Genomic DNA, 22,954 nt, shown 5'->3' with positions numbered 1-22,954 from the left:
ATATCTGCGCCAAGCATAGGGAATCACATCATACGTGATCTGGGAATCCTGAATCTGAAAGCCCGCGACACGCTCTAGTGGGAGTGTTTTTGCTTGGCGCTTTCACCGGTGGTGACCAAGCGCCACAGCCGATCCAGAATGAACACAAGGTGCACCGCAACCGCCGCCGCAAAGACAAGCGAAAGCAACTCCGCCGCCATTTGCCCTTTCGGCCCGAACTGATCATACAGAACATCAACGTGAATGTGCTGCGCACGTTGTTCGATCCTGGCGATACCCAAGAGGACCGCCCAGACCAAAAGAAAAACGCAAACCTCGAATACCCAATTCAGCTGAACCTACGGCGGCACCAAACCCCAGCGGATTGGGTAGCGCGCGGCGACATTATACACCGGCAGCACAAAGGTGATGGCCAATGCCGCGCGCCGATCCAGCCGTTCAAAGGATCAGAGGATCAAGGAATGCGACGGCACGGTTCTTGCCGGCGGTGCAAACCGGCAAGTGCTGCGTCCTGACGGGATCAAGGAGCTTGATGCACTCTATGAAATGCAAACCAAAGACGGAACAATCTAAACCATCACAACCGTATCATCGTGGAGGAGACGCGCGAAACCGACCGATATGCCATGTCGGTCATCTCGGTCACCGCCCCGGCGGGACCCTGTGCATGTAAGCGGACGTACCAACGCCTTAGCTTTCTCATCAATGGGTCCAGCGTTCTGCGCCCTTAACATTCACAAAAATCTGAAAGACGGATGTAGTGGAGGTGATAAACATGCGATGCCCATCGCTGCCCCCGAAACACAGGTTTGAAACCGTTTCCGGCAAGAAGATTTTACCAAGCAATGTGCCGTCAGGCGCAAAGCAATGCACGCCATCACCAGCCGAAGACCAAAGGTTGCCCGCCGTATCAATCCGAATACCGTCAGGGATACCGCGATCAATGCTGGCAAAGACGCCGCGATCCGTCAGTGACGCACCAGCAACGTCGAATTGGCGAATGACAGCAGGCACATCGGGGTCATGGCTGGCGCCGCTTTCCGTGATAAACAGCCGCGTTTCATCGCCAGAAAACGCAAGTCCATTGGGTTGCACAAAGTCAGACACAACTGGCGCAACCTGCCCTGTGATTGGATCAATGCGAAAGACGTGGTGGGCCGCCTGTTCGGGCTCCGATTTGTAGCCTTCGAAATTCGACATGATCCCGTAAGTCGGATCCGTGAACCAGACCGCCCCATCCGAAGAGACCACAACATCGTTAGGGGAATTCAGGCGTTTGCCGTCATAAGATGACGCAAGCACGGTGAGGTCGCCGTTCACCTCGGTGCGCACAACATCCCGTGTGCCGTGACGACAGCCAACCAGCCGCCCCAAATGATCGCGCGTGTTGCCGTTGTTAAAGGCAGAGGGGCTGCGAAAGATAGAAACCCCATGTTGCGCGCTCCACCGTATCAGGCGCTGCGATGGGATGTCAGAGAAGATCAAACAATCATGATCCCCGAACCAAACTGGGCCTTCGACCCAGGTGAACCCATCGGCAATTTTGGAAAGCTGTGCAACGGGATGGACCAATTGCAGGAACCGGTCGTCACGAACGTCTAAATGCGCAGGCATCGTTTTCATAATATCTCCAATCTAAGTGGCCGCATGCGACCTGTCATAAGCAATGCAATCCCCTGCCCCACGACAGGCAGATCGGTCATCAGTGGCTGTCGCGCGGCAGGGCATTCCGCAGCCTGTGGAATTTCGTGGCAAAGTCGAAACATCCGCCATCGGCCAATTGACCAACGTGATTGCGGTAGAGCTCTTCCCAAGGTGTCTGGTTTTCAAGTTCCGGCGGGGTCCAATTGTCTTTTCGCCGTTGCCATTCATCGCGATCAACCACCGCGTTGAGCGTACGCAGGTTCAAATCCAGCTTCACCTGATCGCCATTTTGCAAATAGGCCAAGCCACCGCCAACGACAGATTCAGGTGATGCATTCAATATGGACGGGCTTTCTGATGTGCCAGACTGGCGACCATCCCCGACCGTTGGCAAATGGGTGACGCCCGCTTTGACCAAAGCATCAGGCGGCTGCATGTTCACCACCTCAGCAGAGCCGGGAAAGCCAACGCAACCTGTGCCACGGATGAACAAAATGCAGTTTTGATCAATGCCCAGCGCGGGATCATTTAGAGTGGCGTGGTAATGCTCTGGCCCGTCAAAAACGATCGCGCGTGCGATAAATGTGTGTTCCGCACCGGGGGTCGATAGAAAGCGCTGGCGAAAGTCGTCTGATATGACGGACGACTTCATCAATGCGCTGTCAAACAAATTGCCCGATAGCACAAGGAAACCTGCCTTTTCACGCAGAGGGTCCGCAACGCTGCGGATCATTTCTGTATCTGCACTGCGTATATCGGCCAATGTATCACCCAACCGCATGCCCGAAACCGTCAGCACCTCGGTGTTGAGGTAACCCGCATGCATCAATTCCCCCATCACCGCAGGGACACCGCCTGCGCGAAAGAACCGTTCGCCCAGATATTTTCCGGCGGGTTGCATGTTGACCAACAGCGGCAGGTCAAATCCATAATCTTGCCAGTCCTGCATATCCAGTTCGACACCCACGTGACGCGCGATGGCTTGAATATGTGGCGGCGCATTGGTTGATCCCCCCAAAGCGGTCGCCACACGAATAGCATTTATAAAGGCATCCCGAGTTAACACTTTAGACGGGGTCAGGTCTTCGTGGACCATGTGAACAATGCGCTTACCCGTTTCATAGGCCATCGCCATGCGTTCGCGAAACGGCGCTGGAATGGCCGCACAGCCGGGCAAGCTCATGCCCAGCGCTTCGGCCATCGCGTTCATCGTACTTGCCGTGCCCATCGTGTTGCAGTGCCCCAATGACGGCGCAGAGGCGCAGGCACGACGAATAAATTCATCGTAGTCAATCAGCCCTTCAGCCAGTAATCGGCGGCTTTCCCAGATGATCGTGCCAGACCCGGCAAGTTCCCCCTTCCACCACCCGTCCAGCATCGGGCCACCGGATAAAACGATGGCTGGCAGGTCTACCGTTGCCGCCCCCATCAGCATGGCAGGCGTTGTCTTGTCACACCCCGTTGTCAAAACCACACCGTCCAGCGGATAACCGTGCAGAACCTCCACCAACCCCAAATAAGCCAGATTACGATCAAGCGCGGCCGTCGGGCGTTTGCCGTTCTCATGCAAAGGGTGGATCGGGAATTCGATGGGAATGCCACCAGCATCACGAATGCCCGCCTTGATACGCTCTGACAGAAACAGATGGATCTTGTTGCAGGGCGCAAGCTCGGACCCGGATTGCGCGATCCCGATAACCGGCTTGCCGGACTGAAGCTCTTCGGCCGTATAGCCGTTGTTCTGATACCGCTCCAGATAGAGCGCGGTCATGGCCGGATTATTGGGGTTATTAAACCACTCCTCCGAGCGCAGCTTACCATTTGCTTTGAATTTGGAGCGATAATCGGTCATGGGGCGACACCTCTTTTGTTCATCTGGCGAATGGCGCGTGGGTCAGGTGATCAGGAAGCCACGCACAGCATCCACGCACGACCAATCCAAGCGGCAGGCAGTAGCAGGGACATTAGGTTGCATTTCCATCTGCTGCTTCCTCAGTTTTGTTTGTTGCGCCCGTAGGCCAGCAACATGGTGACAATGACCACGCCGTAGATGATTTGACGGTAGGACTCTGGCATCTGCATGATCGACAAGACAGAATTCAAAAACACGATGAGAGTCGCACCAATCAGCGTGCCCAGATATCGGCCCCGACCGCCCAGAATATGGGTCCCGCCCAGCACCACCGCCGCAATCGCCGGCAGCAGATACGGTGTGCCCATGTCCTGATAGGCTTTAGCGGAATACCCTGCCAAAAGTATGCCTGCGGTCGCAGCACATAAAGACGACGCCACGAAAGACCCGACAATGACCCTGCGTGTCCGAATGCCCGAAAGATATGCCGCGCCTTCTTTGACGCCCACGGCATAGATCGACTTGCCAAACCCGGTGCGGGCCAAAATCGTCGCAATCACGACCGATACAAAAGCCCAAACAAAAATGGCGACAGGTATGCCCAAAATGGTATCCGCCGCCAGAAAGCGCATCAGGGGGGAGGCTTCGGTTTGCGGTGCGAACCCGCCGGTATGGGCCACCATCAAGCCGCGCAAAACGGAATCCACGCCCAAGGTAAAGATCATCGAGGGAATGCGCAGAACCGACACGCCAAACCCGTTCAAAAGCCCAACGGCCAGCCCAACCGACAACCCCGCCGGAATGGCCCACACGCCCCCCACCGTGGTTGCCATCATGGCAGCAGCGGTCATCGTCCACGGTATGGAAAGATCAATATGGCCGAGCAGTACAACCATCATCATGCCCGCCGCACAAATTCCCAAAAACGACCCGATCTGTAACTGTTGCAACAGATAGGATGGCGTAAATAGCGGCGCAGTCCCTTGCGTGCTTAGGGTATATCCGGTGCCAACCAGCAGAATTGCCAAGGTGGTCACCAGCGAAATCAGCAGCGGCCGGTCCGACGGGTTCGCGAAACGCAGGGTTTTCATCGAAACAGCTCCAGCTTGTTTTTGACGCGGAATGTCCGCAGCGCGCCAAGACTGACCGCAACCAACAGCACAACCCCTTCGATGAGCGGTTGCAGCAGCGGATCAATCGATAGGATGCGGAAAAAGAAGGATATGATGCGCAGGATGAACGCGCCGATCATCGACCCAATCGGCCCGCCGCTCCCCCCCATCAATGAGGTGCCACCAAGCACGACAGAGGCGATAGAGTTCAGCGTATACGTCCCCGCTTGCGTAATATCCGCATTGCCCGACGAAGTTTGCACCGCCAGATACAACCCGCCGCAAGATGCAAAAAAACCAGAAAGCGTAAAGGCCGCAATCTTGGCGCGCGCGATGGGCAAGCCAGACAAATGCGCCGCACTCTCGGCGCTGCCAATGGCGTAGATCGTGCGGCAGGTCACCGTGCGCTTGAACGGCAGCCAAACCCCAAGCACGATCACCAGCAAGATAATCAGCGGCACCGGGATATTGACAAAGGGCTGTATCCACGCGGCATTGCCATCATCGGCAAACCCATAGGTTTCGGCCAAATCAAACACCGCGTTTGTTGCCGCCCAATTCAGGTCACCGTCAATGTCGCCGCCAGGGGACGGGCGCAAAATCAAAGCCAAACCGATAGCAATCGCCCCTGTGGCCAGCGTCGCAATGATCGGCTGGATACGACCGTAAACGATGATCACACCATTCATCGCGCCGAATGCCGTGCCCGTTGCCAAGGTCAATAGCGCGCCCAGCAGCATTTGCAGGGGCGTGCCCGTAACGACATGCGACGCAACCGTATTTGTCAGTGTCATCACAGCCCCCACCGACAAATCCAGCCCGCCCATCAGAACAGGTATGGTTTGCGCGATGGCAACAAATGCTAGGGCAACAACTTCGTTTGAATTTTGCACCAAAACCGCCGTGGAAAATCCGCGCGGATGCATTGATTGATAGGTGATAAATAACACCGCAAACAAGATGAAGGCGCCGGTAAATCCACGGTTTCGTAACACGGCGGCTTTGGCTTTATGCATCATGCCACCGCATCCTTGTGGATATTCAAAGAGGCCGCGACGATGGCCTCTTCCGTCAGTGCATCGCCTTCAAGTTCTGACACAATGCGGCCATCATACATGACGCAAACCCGGTCGCAGCAGCCAATCAGTTCCGCATAATCGGTCGAATAAAACAGCACCGATTTCCCTGCCGCGACAAGGTCGCGCATCAGAAGATAGATCTCTTGCTTAGTGCCCACATCAATCCCGCGGGTGGGGTCATTCAACAGGATCACATCAGGGTTCAGCATCAACCACTTAGCGATAACGACCTTTTGCTGATTGCCGCCTGACAGGGTTTCGACCGGATCATCGGCACTTCCGACTTTGATCTGCAATAGCGCGATGGCCTTTTTGATCGCCGCACCCGCCTTGGCACTGTCAATCACCCCTGCTGTGGACACGCCCGCATAGTTGGGCAACAACAGATTATCGCCAATGGACATTTCCAGCATAAGGCCTTCGGTCTTGCGATCCTCAGGGACCAGTGCCAGGCCTTGCTGCTTAGACCGCGCAGGCGACGCGGGCTTGAACGGATGCCCCTTCAACGTCGCAGCACCTGCGACACCACGAAAAGCGCCAAACAGCCCCAGCAACAGCTCTTTATGGCCTTGGCCATCCAGCCCGCCCAAGCCTACAATTTCGCCTGCGCGCACCTCGATATCGACGCCGTTCAAGCTATCTTCCCACCGCAGATCAGAGACCGACAATGTGGTTTCGCCAAGCGCCTTGCACCGCTTTGGCGGGAATTGGGCCTTGATTTCACGACCAATCATCAGCTGAACGATTTCCGCCTCGCGCAACGCACCCTTGTCAAAGGTCTTGATATGCTGCCCATTGCGAAAGACAGACAGGCGGTCGCAAAGCACATCAACCTCTTGCATACGGTGGCTGATAAAGATGCAGGCCACCCCTTTGGCGCGCAGGTCGGCCATCAGCTCATAAACCGTTTGCACATCATTGCTGGTCAGCGCCGAGGTCGCCTCGTCCAAGATCAAAACACGCGGATTTTTGATCAGCGCTTTGGCGATCTCGATCATCTGACGGCGTGACAGGCTCAACTCTCGGATAGTGGCATCAGGGTCAACATCTTCGCATTTGATCCGCGCAAGGATGTCTTTGGCCATCTGGCGCTGTTTGCGAGTGTCGATCATGCCAAAGCGGCGGGGCGGGTTATTGATAAAGATATTTTCAGCAACTGACAGGTCAGGAACCAACGACAACTCTTGGAAAATGCAGACGATACCGTCTTCGGTCGCCTCGGCGGTGGAACGGTAAGACACAGCACGGCCATCAAAGGCAATCTGCCCTTCGCTCGGTTCAAGCACGCCGGACAATATCTTGATCAGCGTCGATTTTCCGGCGCCATTTTCACCAAGAATGCCGTGAATACTGCCCGCCCGGCACGAAAAATCTACCTTATCCAGCGCCGTGACACCGCCAAAAAAGCGCGAAACACCGTGCAGCTGAACAATCTCTGTGGATGTGTTCATGATTTATTTCTGAGTAAGAAAGAAAGGGTAACGGGCCGCCCGCCAAGAGGCCGCCCGGCGGATGATCTTAGTTCAAATCCGTTTCGTCCTGCGCCATAATGTCCGGACCAGAGATATTCACACCGCATGGTGGGAACTCATTGACGGTAAAGAAATTGTCGGGAAGATCGCTCCAAAAGTTCTTACCGTCTTCCAGCTCATCATGTGTCGCGACCGGTAATGGGACCGAGATTAGCTGCGGCATCACGTTGCCTTCCAGCGCGGACACCGCCGCTTTCATTGCGATGGCAACAAGACCCGGCGATTGTCCAATGGAAATCCCCGCCAACCCATCATCGGAATATTCCGACAACGCCTTGCGAAATCCATTCTCGGCCTCACCAGAGACCGGCACCCACGGATGACCGCTGTCCTGAATGGCTTGGATCATCCCGTTTGTGCCGCCTTGCGCAACAATAGCCGCGAATTCACCGTGCACCGCAATTGCATCAGCGACTACTTTCTGCGTGGAGCCATCGTCCCACATGCCAACAACCGACACCATCTCCCAGTCACCATCATGGGCGTCAATGACCTCATTGATCCCGATAGAGCGGTCCCGGTCGACAGAGTTCCCCGGCAGGCCGCGTACCTCAAGGATTTTACCCCCGGTCACGCCGTTCGCATCAAGTTCGCCAAGGACAAATTCAGAATACATCCGTCCCATCGCAAGCTGGTCTTCATTGATCTGCATCACTTTGTCCGTGTCCAACACGTTGTCAAACGGGACAAGAACCACATCGTTGCGATCTGCCAGTCGAATAACCCGATCAAAGCCATCCGGGCTCACGGCAATCGTGATGATCGCGTCATAACCTTGGTTGATAAAATCCTCGATCGCACCCAATTGGGCCGGGGCATCTGTGCCCGTCGAAACCACTTTGAACTCTGAAATCTGGTCAGCAATGGATGGGTCTTCGGCGAACGCTTTTGCCGTTTTGATCATTTGAATACGCCAGGTGTTGCCGACAAACCCGTTCACGACCGCAATACGAAACGGACCTTCGCGCGCCTCCCACTGCATAAAGCTTGTCTCGTCGCTCCATGGTGCAAAGCAAGCGGGATCAACGCCCGGGCCCTCCACGATTTCGGGACCAGCAAGCGCGGTACCCGCCAAAAGAACGGCACATGCCGTCATTGCTGCAAAAGCTCTCATCATAATTTCCTCCCTGGAAAGATAAATGTAGCGGCGGCTCCTTATCGGGTAGCTTCTTGAAAATTCTTGTTTAGCTCTGCTCGTCACACGTATTGAATTGCGATAACCCCATTTCGAGATGCGTCTTCATCCGATATTGATAGGCAAGACGATCACGCGCCTCCAACGCATCGATCACGCCTTCATGCTCATGAAAGGTGGCCGTTTTAAATGTATCACGGGTCTTGCCGTTCTTCATGATCCGCAAGATCACCGGCTTCATCAGCCCATAGACATCCAGAATGGCCTTATTACGCAGCACCCCGATCAGACGGGTATGAAATGCAAAGTCATATTCGGATGCAACATCAATTTCGCTGGGCTCTTTGAGCATGGCATTGATCCGTCGCAGGTCAGCAATGTCATCATCGGTGATCTTATCAAACACCGCCTCGACAGAGGACACCTCAAGAAGACTGCGAAATCCCTGAATATCGGAAAACGTCTCACGCGAAATGCTCATCACATTAAAAGAGAACATCTCAATCGCCGACGACATTCTGTTATCAACAATCGTGGCACCGACTTTTGGCCGCACTTCCACAACACCGTAGGTCTTCAGAATGCGCATGGCCTCCCGGACGGTATTGCGCGAGGCGCCAAAGGTATCACAAAGCTCCTTCTCGGTCGGAAGCTGATCCCCCACGGTCAGCCCCTGATCACCAATAAGCTGACGCATCTGCGCGACAACCTCATCAACAGCAGACCGACCCGTCGCCGATTTAAGAGAGCTATCCAACACAGTCACAATTGCCGTTCCTTACCCTGCCTGCACGAGATGAGCGATCACGAACACCCGATCACTCCTCGGTCATTCTTAACCTTTTGAGCAATTTTGTCCAACAAATAGAGTCGAAATCGGTTAAATATATTAATTTTGCTAATTTGAGTGGGTATTATACCAACAATTTAAAATCCTTCAGCCTCCTGTCCATTGCAAGCAAAGTAGATCAGCGCTGCCTTGAACGGGCAGAAAAACAGCGACGCCGGACCGTTGACACAAGGCCGCACGACGAAATCCGCCCCAGCGACACCCAAAGGAATGGCCACATCACAGCGTTACGCCCAGCCCCCAAACTACGTTCCGTAATCGCCGCCCTCGAAAAACATGTGTACTGGTCCCGTTACAGCCCGGAATCACAATTCGAGATGCCGCACATGGCGGGTCGTGAGGGTTACTTCCCATATGTCGCAACTGCAGAATCGGGGGGAATCTGGCCTTCGCTACAACTTAAAATAAGGGCGCTTGAGACTGGAACTGCGTACAGTTCCATTTCGCGTTCTAAGACACCAAGAATTTCATCTTGCACTATTTGGCGGGTGATCTCAGATCGTTTTCTTCCGCCCCAGAAGCCAGACAAAGAACACACCGCCGACTAGACCTGTAACGATGCCATCGCCCCCATCTCAGGCCAGTGTTCGGGTGGAAAAGCGTTCGTGCTATCAATCGCGGCTGCCATCGGCTTCACCCGAGTCTGCGCCCAGTCATGTACCATGTCGCGCAGGGCGTTCACATCCTCGCCCAGATCAAATGTCATCGACGCATGACGGAAGGAAAACCAGCTTAATAAGGTGATCGACACGAAAAGCACGCCTGACATCTGTGGTGCAAATGCCAGACGTGCGGATAATGAATAAGAAACGAAATCTAAAGGATCAGCCTTTGGTATATGTCACATGAGCTTTGAACGACCATGAAGGGGTCCCCGGCCCCGTAACTGGGAATTGGCCGATCAAGTTGTTGTTGTGATCATAAAATGACACACTGCCACCGAACAATCCGCCAGACGCCTTGACTGTGCCCGGCTTGCCAGCAAACTCACCCGGAGGCGGCAATTGCGCCAATGCTGAAGCATGAACGCCTGCAAAAAGACCTGTGTGTTCTATCAAATCTTCACTCTTGATGTGAACTTTCCCATATCCGTTGTCGATATAGGTAAACCAGCCGTCCAGATGCCCACCTTCGGGCCCAGTGGAAAGACTAATCGCAACAAACGCTGGGGTATGCGCACTACTCAAACTTGTATCGGACTCTTGAATAGATTTAACAGTCCGCTCGAGTGTATCGGTCATTTCTGTTGTCGCTTCCATTTTTATTTGCTCCATTAAAATTGAGCCGATCTTCCCTTGATCGACACGGACAATTAAAAACAGTCAGGCAGAACAAGTACTGAAAGCCGCCCGAAAGTATTCCGAAACTTTCGTGTAGATACGAAATAAAAAGGAAATCCACCCTCACCCTCCAATCCCGTTCAGCAGAAAATACCGCCCAGCGGAACCAAACCGCCGCCGGGGCGTTATCAGCCCATGAAATACTTACAACTTGCCGCCGCACTCGTCCTGACCCCCACACTCACCCTTACTGATGAAGTCGGCAAGGTGGGGGTCGACTGGGTCGGCAATGATATCGTAATCGAAGCCATTGCCGACCCAGAGGTACAAGGCGTCACCTGTCACCTCGCCTATTTTGACCGCTCGTTTTTTGACCGGGTGTCAAATGGCAATTGGTTTGAGGACCCATCGAACGCCTCCATCGCCTGCCGCCAGACCGGGCCGATTGTCATCGGCGATATCGACCGTGGCGAAGATGGCGAAAACGTTTTTCGCGAGCGTCAGTCGATCATCCTCAAATCGATCCGCGTCAAACGCATCTTTGATGAAGCCAACAACACACTGATCTATCTGGCCCACGCGACGGAGCTGACCGAAGGGTCGGCCAAAATGTCGATCTCAACCGTGCCGCTTTACACGCCCGCGGAGTGATCTGCCGCCGCAGACCTCTGCCAAACTGCGCTGACCTCTGCCCGAATGATCCGGGCGATCAGCGCGCAGTCTTCCAGCGAAAATGTCAGCGGCAAACGCATGTCCACGATCCCGGCCAGCACCCTGTCCGACGCGGGCATCGGCTCTGACGGCGCATAGCGCCAGCTGTCATAGCGCGAGGTAAAGCCGACAGGCTCTGCCCCGCCGAACCATTTCAGCTCCACCCCGCGCGCGGCGCAGCGACGCAATACTTCGGCCACCGCCGCGCCAGACCAATCCAGCAGCAGGAACTGAAACGATGAGGCGACGAATTGTTCTTTTTCAGCGCGCGGGATCAGATGCAGGCCGGGGGTTTCCGCCAGACCATTTTCCATCACCCTGTAACGCTCATTCCAGCGCTGCGCCTGCGCGGGCAAATCCCGCAATTGTGAGCGCAACACGGCAGCACGCAGATTATCCATCCGGCCAGAGATATTGGGCGTCTCATATTTAATCCGGGTAAAAACCTCCGGCGGGGGGGCAGCCCGATGCTTTTCAAACAGCATATAGCTGCCCGACAGCATGATCGCGCGGGCCATATCCTCTGCCCCGTCCCCGATCAGCAGACCGCCCTCGCCGGAATTTATATGCTTATAGGTCTGGGTGGAAAAACAGCCAAACCGGCCCCGGCGACCGCTCGGCACACCATTCCAGGCCGCCCCCATGGTATGGGCACAATCTTCGATCACCGTCACACCCGCCGCATCACACAGCGCCATCAGCCGATCCATATCGCAGATATGGCCACGCATGTGGCTGAGCAAAAGCACCTCCGCCTGATCCAGCTTGCTCGCCAGATCGTCCAGATCAATCACAAGATCCCCGGTCACGCCCACAAACACCGGCACCGCACCCACGGCGGCAATCGCGCCGGGCACGGGGGCGAGCGTGAAGGCATTGGTTAACACCCTGTCGCCATGCCCGACCCCGCAGGCCCGCAACGCGGTTGTCATCGCATAGCCGCCAGACGCCACGGCGAGGCAATATTTGCTGCCTGTCGTAGCGGCGAACTCCTCTTCCAGCAGCGCCGTTTCCGATATCTCGCCCGGCGCCGTGTTATAACGGTGCAGCCGCCCGTGTTGCATCACCTCCAGCGCTGCCGCGATGCCCGCATCGGGGATCGGCTCCTGTTGAGTGAAGCTGCCTTTGAATATTTCTGTCATGGGCGAACTCTGAAACTGGAAACCCCGCGCGTCAATCAGTCTGTTCCCGCTTTTCGAAACACCAAAGGTTCAGTTGTCAAATTAGCCAATCAGCCGGGTCACAACGGCAGGCAGTTCGTCATAATGATCTATCACCGCCTCCGGTTCCAACCCCTGCACCGCATCGCGACCGGGGCCAAAGGTCACAAGGACAGACGGCACCCCCGCATTGCGCGAAGTTTCGCGATCCGTCACCGTATCGCCCACCAAGAGCGACCGGGCAGGGTCGCCCCCGGCGCGGCGCACCGCCTCAAAATGATGCTCCGGATCGGGCTTGCGCACCGGCAGCGTATCCGCCCCCACCAGTGACCCAAACGCATCGCGGACACCCAGCGTCTGCAACAGTGTCTCAGCCAACCCTTCAGGTTTGTTGGTGGCAATGCCCACCGCATAGCCCGCCTCGGTCAGCCCTGCAACCGCTTCCATCGCGCCGGGATAAAGCAGTGTGCGGCTGGCGATGTCGCCTGCATAAGCCTCCAGCAGAACCGGATATTGGCCATCAACATACGTTTGACCAAAGCCTTCCACCCGGGAAAATCCCAGCGTCAACATCGCACGCCCGCCACGCAGCGCGGTCCCCGCATCCAATGTCGGGTCCAGCAGATCACCCAGCCCCAACCCGCGAAAGCACTGGTTCGCCGCAGCAATCAGATCGCCACTTGTATCGGCCAACGTCCCATCAAGGTCAAAAATCACTGTCCGCATGGCGCACCTTTTTCCAATCACTGCCACACCGTCTGTAACGCCCTGAAAACTGATGTGAAGCCCCTGCCCTTGTGATAATGCAAAACCCCGGTAGAAGTCAGGTAAACAAACGATTGAGGCATCAATGGCAACCGCACTGATTATCCTTGCCGCAGGCATGGGCACGCGCATGAATTCCGACCAGCCCAAGGTGCTGCACCAGATCGCTGGCGCGCCGATGCTGGTGCATGCGATGAAATCCGGCGCGGCACTGGACCCCGATCATACGGTGATCGTCGCAGGGCATGGGGCTGATGCGGTGGAAAAGGCCGCAAAAGCGCATGACCCAGAGGTGACCGTCGCCTTGCAAGCCGAACAGCTGGGCACCGGCCATGCGGTGGCCCAAGCACGGGGCGCGCTGGACGGGTTCGATGGGGACGCCATCGTACTTTATGGCGACACACCGTTCATCCGGCTCGAAACTCTTGCCGCGATGGCGGCCGCGCGGCTGACCCATGATGTGGTCGTGCTGGGGTTCGATGCGGCTGATCCGGGGCGCTATGGGCGGTTGATCATGAAAGATGATCAGCTTGACCGGATCGTGGAATTCAAAGACGCCAACGACGAAGAACGCGCCGTCAGCCTCTGCAACAGCGGGGTGGTTGCGGCGAAATCCAGCACCATGTTTGAACTGATCGACGCAGTCGGCAATGACAACGCAGCGGGCGAATATTACCTGACCGACATTATCAGCATCGCCCGGTCACGGGGGCTCAGCGCGACAGTCGTGCGCTGTGATGAGGCTGAAACCATGGGCATCAATTCCCGCGCCGAACTGGCCGGGGCCGAAGCACAGTTTCAGGCCCAGGCCCGCGCCGCAGCGCTGGATGACGGGGTGACGCTGACCGCCGCTGACACAGTCTTTTTCGCCCACGACACGGTGATTGGACGCGACACGGTGATTGAACCCCATGTGGTCTTTGGATCCGGTGTCACGGTCGAATCCGGCACCACCATCCGGGCCTTCTCGCATCTCGAAGGCTGCCATGTCTCGCGCGGCGCGGTTGTCGGCCCCTATGCGCGGCTGCGCCCCGGCGCGGAACTGGCCGAGGATGTGAAGATTGGCAATTTCGTCGAGGTCAAGAATGCCCAAATCGCCGAAGGGGCCAAGGTCAACCACCTGTCCTATATCGGCGACGCGGAAATCGGCGCGCGGTCCAATATCGGGGCGGGGACAATAACCTGCAACTATGACGGCGTGTTCAAACATAAAACTACCATCGGGGCAGATGCTTTCATCGGGTCCAACACCATGCTTGTGGCGCCGGTGAACATAGGCGATGCGGCGATGACAGGCTCTGGCTCTGTCATCACCCGCGATGTGGCGGCAGGCGATCTGGCCATCGCAAGGGCGCGGCAGGATAACAAAGCCGGATTGGCGGTAAAGCTTTTCGCCAAGCTGCGCGCTCTCAAAGCAAAAAGGACATAAACCATGTGTGGCATTGTTGGCATATTAGGCAATCACGAGGCCGCACCGACCTTGGTCGAAGCATTGAAACGGCTGGAATATCGCGGCTACGACAGCGCCGGGATCGCCACGATCAATGATCAGCGGCTGGACCGCAGGCGGGCCATGGGCAAGCTGGTGAACCTGTCCGATCTGCTGGTCCATGACCCGCTGGCGGGCAAGGCCGGGATTGGGCACACCCGCTGGGCCACCCATGGCGCGCCCAATGTCGGCAACGCCCACCCGCATCAGGCAGGCAAGGTCGCCGTGGTCCATAACGGGATCATCGAAAATTTCCGAGAACTGCGCGAGGAACTCGCAGGCCACGGCATCAGCTTTGTCACCGAAACAGATACCGAAACCGTCGCCCTGCTGACGCAGCATTATATGGATCAGGGGCTATCTCCGCGCGATGCCGCCGCACAGACAATTGCAAGGCTCGAAGGGGCCTATGCTCTGTGTTTTCTCTTTGATGGGGAAGACGATTTGCTGATCGCCGCGCGCAAAGGCTCGCCCCTTGCGATCGGCCATGGGGTGGGTGAAATGTTCGTGGGCTCCGACGCCATCGCGCTTGCCCCGATGACCGACAAGATCACCTATCTGGAAGAGGGCGACTGGGCCGTCGTCACTCGTACCTCTGTCGAAATCCGCGATCATGCGGGCAATATCGCCAACAGGGCAGTCAAGACCATCCAGATCAACACCGCGAGTGTTGATAAGGCGGGTTACAAACACTTCATGGCCAAGGAAATCGCCGAACAGCCCACTGTGCTGCAAGGCGCGCTGGCCCATTACATCAACGCCGATGCCACCGGCATCACCCTGCCCGAACCGGGGCTGGATTTCACCCAGGTCGAACGGATGACCATGGTCGCCTGCGGCACGGCCTTTTATGCCTGCCTCGTTGCGAAATACTGGTTTGAACAGATCGCCGGTATCCCGGTTGAGGTCGATGTCGCCTCCGAATTCCGCTACCGTGAGCCGCCCGTCACGCCGGGCACCGTGGCGCTTTTCGTCAGCCAATCTGGCGAAACCGCCGACACGCTCGCCGCGCTGCGCTATATGGAAGGCAAAGCCGACAAAATCGTCTCGGTCGTCAACGTGCCCGAAAGCTCCATCGCGCGGGAAAGCGACCTGCCGCTGCCAATCCTTGCAGGCACCGAAATCGGCGTGGCCTCGACCAAAGCTTTCACCTGCCAGCTTACCACAATGGCGATCCTCGCCCTGCAAGCCGCCCATGTGCGCGGACGGATTGATGATCAAGAGTTAGCGGATAAGCTAAGCAACCTGCGCGCCCTGCCGGGTGTCCTGAACCTCGCACTCGGGATTGAAGGTAAGACACAAGAAGTCTCGCGCAAGCTCGCCGAAACACGCGATATCCTGTTTCTGGGGCGCGGGGCAATGTATCCGCTGGCACTCGAAGGGGCGCTGAAGCTCAAAGAAATCAGCTATATCCACGCCGAGGCCTATGCCTCGGGAGAACTGAAACACGGGCCTATTGCGCTGGTCGACAAACATGTGCCAGTGATCGTCATGGCCCCGCGCGATGCACTATTCGACAAGACCGTTTCGAACATGCAAGAGGTCATGGCGCGCGGCGGCAAGGTGCTTTTGGTAACAGACCGCGAAGGCGCGAAAACGGCGGGTGACGGTGTCTGGGACACAATCCTGATGCCCGAAATCGACCCGTTCCTTGCGCCGATCCTCTATGCGGTGCCCGCCCAACTGCTCGCCTATCACACGGCCGTGGCCAAAGGGACCGATGTGGACCAACCCCGCAACCTTGCCAAATCGGTGACGGTCGAATGACCCCGAAAGCCGCCACCGCCCTGCTGCGCGCCGCCGGGGATCCGATCAAAGCAGGCGAGATGCACCGCTATCACAAGATCGACCGCCCTTATCTGGGCCTCGCCAACCCGCAAATCGACGCTTTCGTCAAAGAATGGCGGGCGGAGGTTGATCTTGATGCACGGCTGGCACTGGCCAAAGGGCTGTGGAACGGCAACACGCATGAAGGGCGGATTGCCGCCGCAAAACTGCTCACACAGGCGCGTATCCGGCCTGATGACAGCGGCGCATGGGATTTGATCAGCAGTTGGGTCCCTGATTTCGACGCATGGGCGATTGCTGACCATGCCAGTATCGCGGGGCAAAAACGGCTGGTGGCCGATCCATCCCGGCTCGACGCGGTGGAAGGCTGGACGCAGTCAGATCACATGTGGACCCGGCGCGCCGCACTTGTGATGACCCTGCCCTGGACCAAACAAAACCACCCCAAGCCAGCAGATCTGGCAATCCGGGACAGGGTGCTGGACTGGGCGGCATCTTATGTCAATGATCACGATTGGTTCATCCAGAAAGCCATCGGCTGGTGGCTGCGTGAACTGTCAAAGCATGACCCTGACCGGGTACGCGCCTTTCTGGATGCGCATGCAGACGCGATGAAACCCTTTGCAGTGAAAGAAGCAGGGCGCAAACTGCCCAAGTAAGGTGGATCAAGATCCACCTTACGGTTTGAAACCACAGCGTGCCGCTGCACCTTTTTCGGAAACAGACAAGTCACCGTAAGGTGGGTCTTGACCCACCCTACTTCGCAAACACAGTGATCTCTGGCAGCCCCGTCAACGGGGCGTCCAGCAAGCGCATCGCGGCCAGGCTGATCTGGCTGCCCGCCCCGGCCGCACCGCCCGAAGGGCGCAGCTCAACATTGATCGACTTGCCCGCAAAGGTAATCCGCCCTTCAGTCAACACATCAACCAGCGGTGTCTTCAACCAAATACCAGGCTCCGTCGGCGGCCCAAGCGAGGCGACCGTCACACCCAACGGCGCATCAGCACCGCCTGTCTCTGCAGCCGCCGCCGCCGCGCGCTCGGCCTCCGATGTTGTATCGAACTGCTCGACCGTTGTGGCCGTTGTAGGCGGCGGCGGCGTGGCATTCAGCGTCGGCGCAGGCGCGGCCCCGGGGGCCTGCAACGCGGGTGAGGTACAACCAGCAATCGCCAGCACGGGGAAGATCAGGATAAGATGTTTCATAACCGCAGACCTAGGCCGCACCCCGCTGTCATTCAATAGCAGCCTCGCCGCTTGCGCATATCAGCGCCCGGTCTTACCTTCACCCTATGACCGCACCACTGATTGACCCTTTCGCCCGCGCTATCTCTTACCTGCGTGTCTCTGTCACGGACCGCTGCGATTTTCGCTGCGTCTATTGCATGTCAGAAAACATGACCTTTCTGCCCAAGAAAGAATTGCTGACGCTGGAAGAACTGGACCGCATGTGCTCTGCCTTCGTCCGGCTGGGGGTGCGCAAGCTGCGGATCACCGGGGGGGAGCCATTGGTGCGGCGCGACATCATGACATTTTTCCGGTCCATGTCCCGGCATCTGGACAGCGGCGCGCTGCACGAACTGACGCTGACAACCAACGGCAGCCAGCTCGAACGCTTCGCCGATGAACTTTATGCAGCCGGTGTGCGGCGGGTGAATATCTCGCTCGACACGCTGGACGAGGCAAAGTTCGCCCAGATCACCCGCTGGGGCCGCCTGCCCCAGGTGCTACGCGGGATCGACGCGGCACAGCGCGCGGGGCTGCGGGTCAAGCTGAACACCGTCGCCCTGAAAGGCTTTAACCAAGATGAACTCTTCCCCCTCACAGACTGGTGCGCCGCCCGCGACATCGACCTGACCTTTATTGAGGTCATGCCCATGGGCGATCTGGGGAATGAGGACCGGCTGGGCCAATATTGGTCGCTAAAAGACCTGCGCGCACAACTCGAAACGCGCACGACCCTGACCGATTTGCCCGAAAAAACCGGCGGACCCGCCCGTTATGTGCGGCTTGAAAGCACCGGCCAGAAAATCGGCTTTATCACCCCGCTGAGCCATAATTTCTGCGAAAGCTGCAACCGGGTGCGGATCACCTGCACCGGCGAAATCTACACCTGTTTGGGTCAGGAAGGGCATTCAGACCTGCGCGGCCCCCTGCGCGGATCCGAAAGCGACGCAGAGCTTGAATCCGCTATCCGCGCGGCCATTGCACGCAAACCCAAAGGGCATGATTTCGACTATTCGCGCCAGCAGATCGACGGGCAAGTCAGTCGGCATATGTCCCATACGGGCGGGTAGACGCGAACGTTAGCGCCAAGCATCGAAACCTGCGTGACGCATCAAATTCATGCAGCTGCGTAACTTAATTGCGTAAAATGTGATTGAAAAACCACATGTCGCAAGCCAACCAACAAGCCTCCAACAGTTCCCTTGCGTAAGCCATTAACTATTGTAAATGGGATAACGTGTTGCTTTCGTGTGAAGTTTCCAATGTTTTGGAAACATTTGAAGGCAAATCGTTAACTAGTATTAAAGTAGAAGGTAACAAGGTGAGAAACACATTACTGTGCGCAACCAGCGCACTGGCCCTGTCTGCAGGCGCGCTTTCAGCGCAAGAAAACCAGCACACTTGGCACGGGCCCTATGTCAGCAGTCAGATTGGCCTGACACAGCATGCCGCCACATATGAAGATGTCGACTACGACTGGTATGGGAGCACGCTTGACCTGCTGTCGCAGGGTGGCTCCGCCGGTATCGGCCTTGGCTACAACTTCCAGTCACAAAACACGCTGATGGGCGTACAAGCCGACGTCAGCGCTCTTGGCAACTCAGAAGAGACGATCTTCGCCGCTGACGTTCAGATCCAAAATGATCTGGATTTGGTTGTAAAGCTACAAGGCCGGGTTGGTCATGCGGTCGACAACACCGTGATTTACGCGTCGGCAGGCCTTGCATACGCCAATTTTGAACGGTCCTGGATCGAATTTAATGATGTACCAGACAGTTGGCCTGATCTGGGTGACGAAAAAATTGGCGTCGCCCTTGGGTTTGGCATTGAACGCGCCATCAATGAACGCTTTTCCGTCAGCGGTGCTTTCACAAGCAGTCTTTTCGGTGAAAACACAAGCGTGAATGAAAACGACTTTCCGTTGCGTATCAATGACAAGATTGATGAACTGACGTTTGCCATAAACTACAAGCTGGGGAACGTCGGCAACGCGGCAGACAGCGTGACGCTCGCAGGGTCACCGGCGAGTTTTGCCGGTGCTTACGGCGGCGCACGCATTGGCGGTGGCTTTGCCGATATTGCGACCAGCGACATCGAATACGATGAACACGGTGGCACCTATGATATCGGCAACACCGGTGGGTTGGCCGCGGTTTCTGGCGGTTACAGCTGGCAACTTGGCGCAACCGTTGTCGGGGTTGAGACGCAGCTGACATTCTCCGATCTCGCAGAAAGTTATGAGGTCGATTCTGTTCTTGCTGAAACCGCGATGGAACAAAGCGCAAGCATTCGCACCCGTGCGGGTATGGCCGTTGGCGATACCATGCTCTACGTGCTGGGCGGCATCACGGCAGCAGATGTTGAAAGCATGAATGGCGGTGACACCAGCGGCACATATACAGGGTTGACCGTCGGTGCGGGTGTCGAACAATTCTTCACGGATCGCATGTCATGGACAGCCGAAGGCACATATACGCTTTTTGATGGTCAGGACGATGCCGATACGACCGATAACGGTTACTATAGCACGGCCGATCTCACCACCGTAGCCGCTGGCGTAAACTATTATTTTGGTGCGCAGCCTCGCAAAACCGGGTCCGGTGCCATGGCGGCGGCGCATGATTGGTCAGGTGGCTACTACGGTGCCGATATTGCAGCGCTCGCAAACGTAGGCAGCGTGCAAGACAGCGATTATTATGATTTCGGTGGTTCGTTTGATGTTGTCTCGCTTGGTGCCGGTTTGGGTGGCCACGCAGGCTATAACTGGCAGAACGGATCATTTGTGTATGGGGCCCTGCTCGATATTGCCGCCTATGCGAATGATGAGTCGCAAACGGCTGACAATTACCGCGAAGTTGCATCTTCGATTGCAGCGATGGGCACATTGCGCGCCCGTGCCGGTATCGCATCAGGCAATAGCCTGCTTTATACAACAGCAGGCCTGGGGGTGGTTCAGTCAGACCTGAGCTACGAATACCTTCCGACACCGAACGCCAGTAGCTTTGACCTAAGCGAAACGCGGCTTGGCGTCGTCGTCGGGCTGGGCCTGGAGCATGCGCTGTCAGACCAGATGAGCTTTAAGGTGGAAACCTTGTATTTCAGTTCCGATGCGGATGACTATGCACAAGATCCGGTCCAAACCTGCGGCGGCCCCGACGGGTTCGACGGTGGCGACTGCGAAATGACGGGTCAGGATTCCAACGTGTCCGTCAAGGCAGGTCTGTCCTTCAAATTCTGATCTGATACCAAAAGTAAAAAGCCCGCACAGAAATATCTGCTGCGGGCTTTTTTATGCCATCGATCACTTTCCAGCACTCCGCTGCATTTTTCATGATCGCTTTTGCGCAAACGTGGCGTAGACTCCTTTGTATTTCAAAGAACAGATTCAACCGGGTCATCATCAACGGAGATTCCATTGGATAATACATATGTCGCCACCCTATTCGCAGGGTGGAGCCCAAAGCCCCCCACCCGCAGCATGCGACTTTTCAACAAACTCTTTCGCCGGCTCGGCCTGTCGGTGCAGTTGCACCCACCAATCCAGACTGGCCGCATGATGAGCCTTGAGCAGCGCATCAACATGTATCACCTGATGAATCTAGTGCTGAACAACAAGGTCCCCGGCAGTTTCTTGGAACTGGGCTGCGCCAAGGGGCAATCAGCGGTAATGATGCAAAAGATTATGACCGATCAGGGCGACATCCGTGATCTGCATGTCTATGATAGCTTTACATGGGGCGGTCCGGGTGATCCGCCCGCGCCGGGACGTGAACCACCTGCCCAGATCAGGGCGGCGCTAATCGCGCATTTCGACATGCACGGTTTGCCCCGCCCCATATCCACGAAGGCTGGTTTCACGAAACCCTGCCCGCCACGATCCCCGATCAGATCGCCTTTGCCCATTTGGACGCGAATTATCCTGAGTCGACCAAGATCGGATTAGAATACCTCTACCCGCGGCTGGCCAAGGGCGCGATATGCCTGCTGGACGATTACGCCGACACAACGGTTTTTCAATCCGTCGACTTTTTCAAAGGCGTGAAACAGGCCTGCGATGCCTACTTGGCCGACAAACCCGAAGAGGTCACGCTGCTTTACGGCGGCTATGACAGCATCCACGGGTTTGGCAGTCATGGGTATTTCATCAAACGTTAAGCCGCAGGCATCCGTTGTTCCACGATCTCTGCCCACCAACTACAGCCCGCCGGGATGGCATCATCGTTGAAATTGTAATGCGGGTTATGCACGTCAGCGCTGTCGCCATTGCCGACAAGAATATAGGCACCGGGGCGTTCTTCCAGCATGAACGCGAAATCTTCGCCGCCCATGACCAGCGGGGCGTCCTCACAATCGCCTGACACCGATTTGGCCACATCCGCGGCAAAGGCCGTCTGGTCATCGTGGTTCACCATGCAGGGGTAGCCGCGATAATAGGTCACCTCTGCCTTTGCGCCGAATGTGGTGGCCGTGCCTTCGGCGATGGCGGTCAGGCGGGCCTCTGCCAGATCACGCATCTCCTTTGACATGGTGCGCACCGTGCCTTTCAGGTGGACCCGCTGGGCAATCACGTTGAACGCTTTAGAGGACGATTCAATCGACGTGACCGACACAACGATCTGATCCACCGGGTCCGCATTGCGGCTGGCGATGGATTGCAGGGCGGTGACCACATGGGCGGCGACCACAACCGAATCCACCGTCTGATGCGGCTTGGCCGCATGGCCACCCAGACCCTCGACCGTGATATCAAACTGATCGGTCGCGGCAAAGAACGCACCAGGGCGGATCGCGAAAGAGCCAACAGGGCGGCCCGGCCAATTGTGCATGCCGTATACCTCTTGGATACCCCAGCGTTCCATCATGCCGTCTTCGCACATCTCACGGCCACCGCCGCCGCCCTCTTCGGCGGGCTGAAAGATCACCACAACCTTGCCGTCGAAATTGCGGGTCTCAGCCAGATATTTCGCAGCGCCCAGTAGCATCGCGGTATGGCCGTCATGGCCGCAGGCATGCATCGCGCCATCTGTCTTGGATTTATACTCAAGGCCCGTCTGTTCATGGATGGGCAGCGCATCCATATCAGCGCGCAGCCCGATCACCTTGCCCGAAGTATCGGATTTGCCATTAATCACACCTACAACGCCAGTGCGGCCGATCCCGGTCACGATCTCATCACAGCCGAATTCTTTCAGCTTTTCCGCCACAATGGCCGAGGTCCGATGCGTCTCAAACAGGATTTCAGGGTTTTCGTGCAGATCACGTCGCCACGCGGTGATTTCAGGTAAAAGCTCGGCGAAACGGTTTTTGACTGGCATGGGTATCCTCAGGTTTTT

At 56.7% G+C, this 22,954-nt stretch carries 22 protein-coding genes and 1 pseudogene; 9 read left to right on the top strand and 14 right to left on the bottom strand.

Annotated elements, in window-relative coordinates:
- Positions 1–74 precede the first annotated feature (74 nt).
- On the bottom strand, positions 75–332 hold the full coding sequence (locus ACJ5NV_RS06545; RefSeq protein WP_411642836.1) for a TRAP transporter small permease: 258 nt from the start codon (positions 330–332) through the stop codon (positions 75–77).
- A gap of 76 nt (positions 333–408) precedes the next feature.
- Here ACJ5NV_RS06545 and ACJ5NV_RS06540 point away from each other — a divergent pair, with 76 nt between their 5' ends.
- Positions 409–573 carry a DUF3237 family protein gene (locus ACJ5NV_RS06540; RefSeq protein WP_411642825.1) on the top strand — a complete coding sequence of 55 codons (165 nt, stop codon included), beginning with the start codon at positions 409–411 and terminating at the stop codon, positions 571–573.
- Positions 574–702: 129 nt separating this feature from the next.
- On the opposite strand, the gene ACJ5NV_RS06535 is transcribed toward ACJ5NV_RS06540, so the two are convergent.
- The 9 genes and pseudogenes from ACJ5NV_RS06535 to ACJ5NV_RS06495 form a co-directional block, all read right to left on the bottom strand.
- A complete protein-coding gene (locus ACJ5NV_RS06535) occupies positions 703–1,623 on the bottom strand; it encodes an SMP-30/gluconolactonase/LRE family protein (protein WP_411642824.1) in 921 nt (306 codons plus the stop codon).
- A 79-nt stretch (positions 1,624–1,702) separates the two neighbouring features.
- Positions 1,703–3,496, bottom strand: a complete 1,794-nt coding sequence (locus tag ACJ5NV_RS06530; RefSeq protein ID WP_411642823.1) for an IlvD/Edd family dehydratase — start codon at positions 3,494–3,496, stop codon at positions 1,703–1,705.
- A gap of 140 nt (positions 3,497–3,636) precedes the next feature.
- Entirely contained in the window at positions 3,637–4,587 is a 951-nt protein-coding gene (locus ACJ5NV_RS06525; protein WP_411642822.1) for an ABC transporter permease, read from the bottom strand.
- Positions 4,584–5,627, bottom strand: a complete 1,044-nt coding sequence (locus tag ACJ5NV_RS06520; protein WP_411642821.1) for an ABC transporter permease — start codon at positions 5,625–5,627, stop codon at positions 4,584–4,586. The genes ACJ5NV_RS06525 and ACJ5NV_RS06520 overlap by 4 nt, the downstream gene beginning before the upstream one ends.
- The gene (locus ACJ5NV_RS06515; protein WP_411642820.1) at positions 5,624–7,138 is read right to left on the bottom strand and encodes a sugar ABC transporter ATP-binding protein; all 1,515 of its coding nucleotides are present in this window, start codon (positions 7,136–7,138) and stop codon (positions 5,624–5,626) included. The genes ACJ5NV_RS06520 and ACJ5NV_RS06515 overlap by 4 nt, the downstream gene beginning before the upstream one ends.
- A 67-nt stretch (positions 7,139–7,205) precedes the next feature.
- Positions 7,206–8,336: a sugar ABC transporter substrate-binding protein gene (locus ACJ5NV_RS06510; protein WP_411642819.1), complete on the bottom strand. Its 1,131-nt coding sequence runs from the start codon at positions 8,334–8,336 to the stop codon at positions 7,206–7,208.
- A 67-nt stretch (positions 8,337–8,403) separates the two neighbouring features.
- Positions 8,404–9,120, bottom strand: a complete 717-nt coding sequence (locus ACJ5NV_RS06505) for a FadR/GntR family transcriptional regulator (protein ID WP_411642818.1) — start codon at positions 9,118–9,120, stop codon at positions 8,404–8,406.
- Between the two features lie 631 nt (positions 9,121–9,751).
- Positions 9,752–9,910: pseudogene (locus ACJ5NV_RS06500) on the bottom strand (acyl-CoA dehydrogenase family protein); the annotation flags it as partial.
- A gap of 118 nt (positions 9,911–10,028) precedes the next feature.
- Complete coding sequence (locus tag ACJ5NV_RS06495) at positions 10,029–10,463, bottom strand: hypothetical protein (protein ID WP_411642817.1); 435 nt, start codon at positions 10,461–10,463, stop codon at positions 10,029–10,031.
- A 216-nt stretch (positions 10,464–10,679) separates the two neighbouring features.
- Between ACJ5NV_RS06495 and ACJ5NV_RS06490 the strand changes: the two genes are divergently transcribed.
- Complete coding sequence (locus ACJ5NV_RS06490; protein WP_411642816.1) at positions 10,680–11,135, top strand: CreA family protein; 456 nt, start codon at positions 10,680–10,682, stop codon at positions 11,133–11,135.
- Here the strand turns inward: ACJ5NV_RS06490 and ACJ5NV_RS06485 are convergent.
- Positions 11,117–12,337 carry a DegT/DnrJ/EryC1/StrS family aminotransferase gene (locus ACJ5NV_RS06485; protein ID WP_411642815.1) on the bottom strand — a complete coding sequence of 407 codons (1,221 nt, stop codon included), beginning with the start codon at positions 12,335–12,337 and terminating at the stop codon, positions 11,117–11,119. The two genes, ACJ5NV_RS06490 and ACJ5NV_RS06485, sit on opposite strands and share 19 nt — an antisense overlap.
- Before the next feature lie 81 nt (positions 12,338–12,418).
- The gene (locus tag ACJ5NV_RS06480; RefSeq protein WP_411642814.1) at positions 12,419–13,081 is read right to left on the bottom strand and encodes an HAD-IA family hydrolase; all 663 of its coding nucleotides are present in this window, start codon (positions 13,079–13,081) and stop codon (positions 12,419–12,421) included.
- Positions 13,082–13,205: 124 nt separating this feature from the next.
- Here ACJ5NV_RS06480 and glmU point away from each other — a divergent pair, with 124 nt between their 5' ends.
- The 3 genes from glmU to ACJ5NV_RS06465 are packed head-to-tail and all read left to right on the top strand — an operon-like array spanning position 13,206 to position 17,056.
- On the top strand, positions 13,206–14,549 hold the full coding sequence (gene glmU, locus ACJ5NV_RS06475) for a bifunctional UDP-N-acetylglucosamine diphosphorylase/glucosamine-1-phosphate N-acetyltransferase GlmU (RefSeq protein WP_411642813.1): 1,344 nt from the start codon (positions 13,206–13,208) through the stop codon (positions 14,547–14,549).
- Positions 14,550–14,552: 3 nt separating this feature from the next.
- Positions 14,553–16,376 (top strand): glutamine--fructose-6-phosphate transaminase (isomerizing), encoded by a 1,824-nt coding sequence (glmS, locus tag ACJ5NV_RS06470; RefSeq protein WP_411642812.1) that lies wholly within the window; start codon positions 14,553–14,555, stop codon positions 16,374–16,376.
- Entirely contained in the window at positions 16,373–17,056 is a 684-nt protein-coding gene (locus tag ACJ5NV_RS06465) for a DNA alkylation repair protein (RefSeq protein ID WP_411642811.1), read from the top strand. Before glmS ends, ACJ5NV_RS06465 begins: the two co-directional genes overlap by 4 nt.
- A 97-nt stretch (positions 17,057–17,153) precedes the next feature.
- Here ACJ5NV_RS06465 and ACJ5NV_RS06460 read toward each other — a convergent pair whose 3' ends face one another.
- Positions 17,154–17,600 (bottom strand): D-galactarate dehydratase, encoded by a 447-nt coding sequence (locus ACJ5NV_RS06460; RefSeq protein WP_411642810.1) that lies wholly within the window; start codon positions 17,598–17,600, stop codon positions 17,154–17,156.
- Positions 17,601–17,686: 86 nt separating this feature from the next.
- On the opposite strand from ACJ5NV_RS06460, the gene moaA reads away from it, so the two are divergent.
- The 4 genes from moaA to ACJ5NV_RS06440 all read left to right on the top strand — a co-directional run bounded on the left by moaA (position 17,687) and on the right by ACJ5NV_RS06440 (position 21,776).
- Positions 17,687–18,691 carry a GTP 3',8-cyclase MoaA gene (gene moaA / locus ACJ5NV_RS06455; RefSeq protein WP_411642809.1) on the top strand — a complete coding sequence of 335 codons (1,005 nt, stop codon included), beginning with the start codon at positions 17,687–17,689 and terminating at the stop codon, positions 18,689–18,691.
- A 251-nt stretch (positions 18,692–18,942) separates the two neighbouring features.
- Complete coding sequence (locus tag ACJ5NV_RS06450) at positions 18,943–20,859, top strand: outer membrane protein (protein WP_411642808.1); 1,917 nt, start codon at positions 18,943–18,945, stop codon at positions 20,857–20,859.
- Positions 20,860–21,036: 177 nt separating this feature from the next.
- The gene (locus ACJ5NV_RS06445) at positions 21,037–21,564 is read left to right on the top strand and encodes a TylF/MycF/NovP-related O-methyltransferase (RefSeq protein ID WP_411642807.1); all 528 of its coding nucleotides are present in this window, start codon (positions 21,037–21,039) and stop codon (positions 21,562–21,564) included.
- Positions 21,459–21,776 carry a TylF/MycF/NovP-related O-methyltransferase gene (locus ACJ5NV_RS06440; protein WP_411642834.1) on the top strand — a complete coding sequence of 106 codons (318 nt, stop codon included), beginning with the start codon at positions 21,459–21,461 and terminating at the stop codon, positions 21,774–21,776. The genes ACJ5NV_RS06445 and ACJ5NV_RS06440 overlap by 106 nt, the downstream gene beginning before the upstream one ends.
- Here the strand turns inward: ACJ5NV_RS06440 and ACJ5NV_RS06435 are convergent.
- Positions 21,773–22,936, bottom strand: coding sequence for a M20 aminoacylase family protein (locus ACJ5NV_RS06435; RefSeq protein WP_411642806.1), 1,164 nt, complete (start codon positions 22,934–22,936; stop codon positions 21,773–21,775). The genes ACJ5NV_RS06440 and ACJ5NV_RS06435 overlap by 4 nt on opposite strands.
- Positions 22,937–22,954: the final 18 nt, after the last annotated feature.

Source organism: Loktanella agnita (assembly GCF_046640325.1).
GTDB lineage: Bacteria > Pseudomonadota > Alphaproteobacteria > Rhodobacterales > Rhodobacteraceae > Yoonia > Yoonia agnita.
Note: the sequence above shows the minus strand (reverse complement) of the source record. Positions and strands in the feature narration are given on the sequence as shown.